At 60.1% G+C, this 6,000-nt stretch carries 7 protein-coding genes; 6 read left to right on the forward strand and 1 reads right to left on the reverse strand.

Annotation, left to right across the window (positions count from 1 at the left end):
• Positions 1-140 precede the first annotated feature (140 nt).
• The 6 genes from napF (at position 141) to nudK (ending at position 5,211) form a co-directional block, all read left to right on the forward strand.
• Positions 141-635 carry a ferredoxin-type protein NapF gene (gene napF, locus QZQ97_RS17835; protein WP_311994539.1) on the forward strand — a complete coding sequence of 165 codons (495 nt, stop codon included), beginning with the start codon at positions 141-143 and terminating at the stop codon, positions 633-635.
• On the forward strand, positions 628-891 hold the full coding sequence (gene napD, locus QZQ97_RS17840; protein WP_311994540.1) for a chaperone NapD: 264 nt from the start codon (positions 628-630) through the stop codon (positions 889-891). Before napF ends, napD begins: the two co-directional genes overlap by 8 nt.
• A complete protein-coding gene (napA, locus tag QZQ97_RS17845; protein ID WP_311994541.1) occupies positions 888-3,374 on the forward strand; it encodes a nitrate reductase catalytic subunit NapA in 2,487 nt (828 codons plus the stop codon). Before napD ends, napA begins: the two co-directional genes overlap by 4 nt.
• A 52-nt stretch (positions 3,375-3,426) precedes the next feature.
• Complete coding sequence (gene napB / locus QZQ97_RS17850; RefSeq protein WP_311994542.1) at positions 3,427-3,876, forward strand: nitrate reductase cytochrome c-type subunit; 450 nt, start codon at positions 3,427-3,429, stop codon at positions 3,874-3,876.
• An 11-nt stretch (positions 3,877-3,887) separates the two neighbouring features.
• Positions 3,888-4,505 (forward strand): cytochrome c-type protein NapC, encoded by a 618-nt coding sequence (gene napC, locus QZQ97_RS17855; protein ID WP_311994543.1) that lies wholly within the window; start codon positions 3,888-3,890, stop codon positions 4,503-4,505.
• A 130-nt stretch (positions 4,506-4,635) separates the two neighbouring features.
• A complete protein-coding gene (gene nudK / locus QZQ97_RS17860; protein ID WP_311994544.1) occupies positions 4,636-5,211 on the forward strand; it encodes a GDP-mannose pyrophosphatase NudK in 576 nt (191 codons plus the stop codon).
• Positions 5,212-5,282: 71 nt separating this feature from the next.
• On the opposite strand, the gene QZQ97_RS17865 is transcribed toward nudK, so the two are convergent.
• On the reverse strand, positions 5,283-6,000 hold a 718-nt coding region (locus tag QZQ97_RS17865), incomplete at its 5' end, for a transketolase-like TK C-terminal-containing protein (RefSeq protein WP_311994545.1).

Below are 6,000 nucleotides of genomic sequence, written 5' to 3' on the forward strand. Positions count from 1 at the left end.
TTACCCCTTTAGGGTGATTATATACCCCCCGGACTCCTCTTATGTTACCTCCGTATTTTTCAGGGTTTTAAATCCCCAGGCTATAGCCGCTGCCCGCAAACTGGCGTGTGGGTATGTTTGCAACCTCAAGGATAAACAGCATGACCGTATTGTCGCGGCGCAGGCTGCTCGGCGGACAATGGCGTCTCTCTTCGGCGGCGAACCGCCCCCCGTGGTCGCATCAAGAGTCCCTTTTTATTGCCGGTTGTACCCGCTGCCAGGCCTGCATTCGCGCCTGTGAAACCGGCGTACTGATCGGCGGCAGCGGCGGCTTTCCCGAGATTGATTTCCAGCGGGCGGAATGCACGTTTTGCGGGCGTTGCGCGCAGGCCTGCGAAGCGCCGCTGTTTCGCCCGCTGGCGGAAATCCCCTGGCGGCAATATGCGGCGTTTGGCGCCGATTGCCTGGCGCAAAGAGGTATTGAATGCCGCAGTTGCCAGGACAGCTGCGCGCCGCAGGCGATCCGCTTTCGGCCACGGCTGGGCGAGATGGCGCAACCCATGCTGGATACGGCGGCCTGTAACGGCTGCGGCGCCTGTGTTGCCGGCTGCCCGGCGAATGCCGTCACCCTAATCCGGAGCGAAAACAATGAATAACGAATGGCACGTAAGCGGGCTGGTGGTGCAGGCCCGGCCGGAAAAAATTCCACGGCTTGTCTTGGCACTGCTGGCGATAACGGACACCGAAATCCCGGTGCAGGATCGGCCACAGGGGAAGTTGGTGGTAGTGATGCAGGCGTCTTGCTCCCAGACGCTGCTGGAAAAAATTGAGTCAGTGCGCAATCTGGACGGCGTGCTGGCGGTATCGCTGGTTTATCACCAGCAGGACTTGCAAGGTGAGGTAACGCCATGAAACTCAGTCGTCGAGACTTCATGAAGGCTAACGCCGCGGTGGCCGCTGCGGCGGCGGCCGGGCTGACTATTCCAACGGTAGCGCAGGCGGTGGCAGGCAGTGCGGATGCCATCAAATGGGACAAGGCGCCCTGCCGCTTCTGCGGCACCGGCTGCGGCGTGCTGGTCGGCACTCAAAATGGCCGTATCGTTGCCTCGCAGGGGGACCCCGATGCGGCGGTCAACCGCGGGTTGAGCTGCATCAAAGGCTATTTCCTGCCGAAAATCATGTACGGCAAAGATCGCCTGACCCAGCCGCTGCTGCGCATGAAAGACGGCCAGTACCATAAAGAAGGCGAGTTTACCCCCGTCAGTTGGGAACGGGCTTTCGACGTCATGGCCGAAAAATTCAAACAGGCTTTGAAGGAGAAGGGGCCCGACGCGGTGGGCATGTTCGGCTCCGGCCAGTGGACGGTGTGGGAAGGCTACGCCGCCGCCAAACTGTTCAAGGCCGGGCTGCGCACCAATAACCTGGATCCGAACGCCCGCCATTGCATGGCTTCGGCGGTGGTGGGTTTCATGCGCACCTTTGGCATGGACGAGCCGATGGGTTGCTATGACGATATCGAGCAGGCTGATGCCTTCGTGCTGTGGGGCTCCAACATGGCGGAAATGCACCCGATCCTGTGGTCGCGCATTACCGATCGCCGTTTGAGCAACGAGAAAGTCAACGTATCGGTATTGTCGACGTATGAGCACCGCAGCTTCGAACTGGCGGATAACGGGATGGTGTTCACGCCACAGACCGATCTGGCGATCATGAACTACATCGCCAACTACATCATTCAACACAACGCCGTAGATCAGGACTTCCTCAATCGGCACGTCAATTTTCGCCGAGGGGCGACGGATATCGGTTACGGCCTGCGCCCGACCCACCCGCTGGAAAAAGCGGCCAGGAATCCGGGCAGCGATGCCTCGGAACCGATGAGCTTTGAGGCGTACAAGGCTTTTGTCGCCGAATATACGCTGGATAAAACGGCGGAAATGAGCGGTGTGCCGAAAGACCAGCTGGAAGCGCTGGCGAAGCTGTATGCCGATCCGAATATCAAGGTGGTGTCGTACTGGACCATGGGGTTCAACCAGCATACGCGCGGCGTTTGGGCCAATAACCTGTGTTACAACCTGCACCTGTTGACCGGCAAGATCGCCAAACCGGGCTGCGGGCCGTTCTCGTTGACCGGTCAGCCTTCCGCTTGCGGCACCGCGCGCGAGGTAGGCACCTTTGCCCACCGTCTGCCGGCCGACATGGTGGTCACCAACGAAAAACACCGCCAGACGGCCGAGCAGAAATGGCAACTGCCGGCCGGTACCCTTCCGGCAAAAGTCGGGCTGCATGCGGTAGCGCAGGACCGTGCGCTGAAAGACGGCACGCTGAACGCTTACTGGGTGATGTGCAACAACAACATGCAGGCCGGGCCGAACATCAATGAGGAACGGATGCCGGGTTGGCGCGATCCGCGCAACTTTGTGGTGGTGTCGGATCCCTATCCGACCGTCAGCGCTCTGGCCGCCGACCTGATCCTGCCGACCGCCATGTGGGTGGAAAAAGAGGGCGCTTACGGCAATGCGGAGCGCCGCACCCAGTTTTGGCGCCAGCAGGTGAAAGCGCCGGGCGAGGCCAAATCCGATCTGTGGCAGCTGGTGGAGTTCGCCAAGCGTTTCACGGTGGAAGAGGTATGGCCGGCGCAACTGCTGGAGCAAAATCCGCAATACCGGGGTAAAACGCTGTACGACGTCCTGTTCGCCAACGGCGAGGTGAATAAATACCCGCTGACGGAAATCCCGGCGGACCAGCTCAACGATGAAGCGCGTGCCTTTGGCTTCTATCTGCAAAAGGGGTTGTTCGAAGAATATGCCGGTTTTGGCCGCGGCCACGGCCACGATCTGGCCGCGTTCGATATGTACCATCAGGCGCGCGGCTTGCGCTGGCCGGTGGTCGACGGCAAAGAGACGCTGTGGCGCTACCGCGAAGGTACGGATCCTTATGTCAAAGCGGGGGAGGCGGTGCGTTTTTACGGCAAACCGGACGGCAAGGCGGTTATCTTCGCGCTGCCGTTTGAACCGGCGGCGGAAAGCCCGGACGGCGAATACGACCTTTGGCTGTCTACCGGCCGGGTGCTGGAACACTGGCATACCGGTTCTATGACCCGGCGGGTGCCGGAGTTGCACCGCGCCTTCCCGGAGGCGGTGCTGTTTATCCATCCTCTGGATGCCAAGAGCCGTAATCTGCGCCGTGGCGACAAGGTCAAAGTGCTGTCGCGCCGTGGCGCGGTGATCAGCACGGTCGAAACCCGTGGCCGCAATCGTCCGCCGCGTGGGCTGGTGTATATGCCGTTCTTTGATGCCGCGCAGTTGGTGAACACCCTGACGCTGGACGCCACCGATCCGCTATCGAAAGAGGTCGATTTCAAGAAATGCGCGGTGAAGCTGGAGAAGGCGTGAGTGCGCCCAGGTGCGTTCAACACCCATTTTATTACCCGGGAGCCAAATAAAAATGAAAAGCCCTGTCGTGAAAAAGACGCTTGCCCTGTGGGCAGCGGCGTTGTCGCTGGCGTTTACCGGCCTGGCCTTTGCCGCCGGCGATGTCGATCTCAGCCAGTCGCCGGAGGTCTCCGCCACCGCCGTCGGGCCAATCTCCACGCCTAAACAGCAGGAACGGATGGCGCTGAACTATGTCAATCAACCGCCGATGATCCCGCATAGCGTGGACGGTTATCAGGTCAGCAAAAACACCAACCGCTGCCTGCAGTGCCACGGGGTGGAGCATTACCGCACCACCGGCGCGCCGCGTATCAGCCCGACGCACTTTATGGATCGTGATGGCCGGGTACTGAGCGACGTTGCGCCGCGCCGCTATTTCTGCCTGCAGTGCCACGTGCCGCAAACCGATGCGGCGCCGATTGTCGGCAATGATTTCCAGCCCATGCCGGGCTTTGGGCGCTAAACGGAGGCCTTATGGCAGAACCTGATCACACCCCGACCGAAAAAAAAACCGGCCCGTTGCTGCGCCTGTGGCGCTGGTGGCGCAGGCCCAGCCGCCTGGCCCTGGGCACGTTGTTATTGCTGGGTTTTGGTGCCGGGATTATCTTCTGGGGCGGTTTTAATACCGGCATGGAGGCGGCGAATACCGAACAGTTCTGTATCGGTTGCCACGAAATGCGCGAAAACGTGTATGAGGAATACATGGGTACGGTGCATTACAACAACCGCAGCGGCGTGCGCGCCACCTGCCCGGATTGCCACGTGCCGCACGAGTGGGCACCGAAAATGCTGCGCAAACTGAAAGCCAGCAAGGAGCTGTACGCCAAGGCGTTCGGCCTGATCGATACGCCGCAGAAGTTTGACCAGCACCGGCTGGCGATGGCCAGCAACGAATGGGCGCGGATGAAGGCCAACGATTCGCAGGAGTGCCGTAACTGCCATAACTTCGAGTATATGGACTTCACCGCGCAGAAAACCGTGGCGGCGAAGATGCATGACAAGGCGATAACCGAAGGCAAAACCTGCATTGATTGCCATAAGGGCATCGCCCATAAGCTGCCGGATATGCGCGACGTTCCCAACGGGTTTTAAACCCTTCAATGCCCATAGCCCCGCCGCTTTTCCTGAGCCGTGGGGTTTTTTGTTGCAAATCCGTTGTCGCCTTGAGACCCAATCGCGGTATCATTTTTGCGATTCAGCTAATGGAAAAGAAGAAGGGTTCATGTCGGCGAAAATTGAGAATGTGAAGAAAGAGTTGCTGTCGGATAACTGGTATGTGCTGCACAAGTACACCTTTGATTTGAAGCGCAAGGATGGCGGTTCCGTGCAGCAGATGCGCGAGGTGTACGATCGCGGCAATGGCGCCACCATTTTGCTGTATAACCGCGCCAAGGGCACGGTGGTGCTGACCAATCAGTTCCGCATGCCGACCTACGTCAACGGCAACGACAGCGGTATGCTGCTGGAAGCCTGCGCCGGCCTGCTGGACGCCGATTCCCCGGAGCAGTGCGCGCGCCGTGAAGCGGTGGAGGAAACCGGTTTTCAGGTCGGTGACGTGAAGAAGATTTTCGAGGCCTACATGTCGCCGGGCGGCGTGACCGAGATCGTGCATTTCTTTATCGCCGAATACCATGACGACGAGCGCCGTGCCGCCGGCGGCGGTATCGAAGATGAAGATATCGAAGTGGTGGAGCTGCCGTTCACCGAGGCGGTAGCGATGATCGCCGACGGCAGGATCAAGGACGGCAAAACCATTATGCTGCTGCAATACCTGCAAATTCACCAAGTTATGGCATAAAAAAGCCCGGCAATTTGCCGGGCCTGGCGTTGTCATGTTCAGGGCGCGGCATGAGCCGCCCCTGCCGTGACTTATTTCAGCAGCGCCTGCGCCTTGGCCACCACGTTGTCCACGGTGAAACCGAACTCTTTGAACAACTGGTCTGCCGGAGCCGACTCACCAAAGCTGGTCATGCCCACGATGGCGCCGTTCAGGCCCACGTACTTGTACCAGTAGTCCGCGATACCCGCTTCCACCGCCACGCGGGCAGTGACCGCCGCCGGCAGCACCGATTCACGGTAAGCCGCGTCCTGCTTGTCGAACGCGTCGGTCGACGGCATCGACACCACGCGCACTTTGGTGCCCGCCGCGCTCAGCTTGTCTGCCGCTTCCACGGTAATGCCCACTTCCGAACCGGTCGCAATCAAAATCACGTCCGGCGTACCCGCGCAGTCTTTCAGCACGTAGCCGCCGCGGGACACGTTGGCCAGCTGTTCGGCGGTACGTGGCTGCTGGGTCAGGTTCTGACGCGAGAAAATCAGCGTGGTCGGGCCGTCATTGCGCTCGATACCGTACTGCCAGGCAATCGCCGATTCCACCTGGTCGCACGGACGCCAGGTGCTCATGTTCGGGGTCACACGCAGGCTGGCGATTTGCTCGACCGGCTGGTGCGTCGGGCCGTCTTCGCCCAGACCGATGGAGTCGTGGGTGTAAACGAACACATTGCGGATTTTCATCAGCGCCGCCATGCGCACCGCGTTACGGGCGTATTCCACGAACATCAGGAAGGTCGCGGAGTACGGCAGGAAG

Source organism: Serratia sp. root2, assembly GCF_031931805.1.
GTDB lineage: Bacteria > Pseudomonadota > Gammaproteobacteria > Enterobacterales > Enterobacteriaceae > Serratia > Serratia inhibens.

What these genes read in the sequence shown, in the direction of transcription:
- napF (WP_311994539.1), top strand. Translation starts at nt 141, where the DNA reads ATGACCGTATTGTCGCGGCGCAGGCTGCTCGGCGGACAATGGCGTCTC.
- napD (WP_311994540.1), top strand. Translation starts at nt 628, where the DNA reads ATGAATAACGAATGGCACGTAAGCGGGCTGGTGGTGCAGGCCCGGCCG.
- napA (WP_311994541.1), top strand. Translation starts at nt 888, where the DNA reads ATGAAACTCAGTCGTCGAGACTTCATGAAGGCTAACGCCGCGGTGGCC.
- napB (WP_311994542.1), top strand. Translation starts at nt 3,427, where the DNA reads ATGAAAAGCCCTGTCGTGAAAAAGACGCTTGCCCTGTGGGCAGCGGCG.
- napC (WP_311994543.1), top strand. Translation starts at nt 3,888, where the DNA reads ATGGCAGAACCTGATCACACCCCGACCGAAAAAAAAACCGGCCCGTTG.
- nudK (WP_311994544.1), top strand. Translation starts at nt 4,636, where the DNA reads ATGTCGGCGAAAATTGAGAATGTGAAGAAAGAGTTGCTGTCGGATAAC.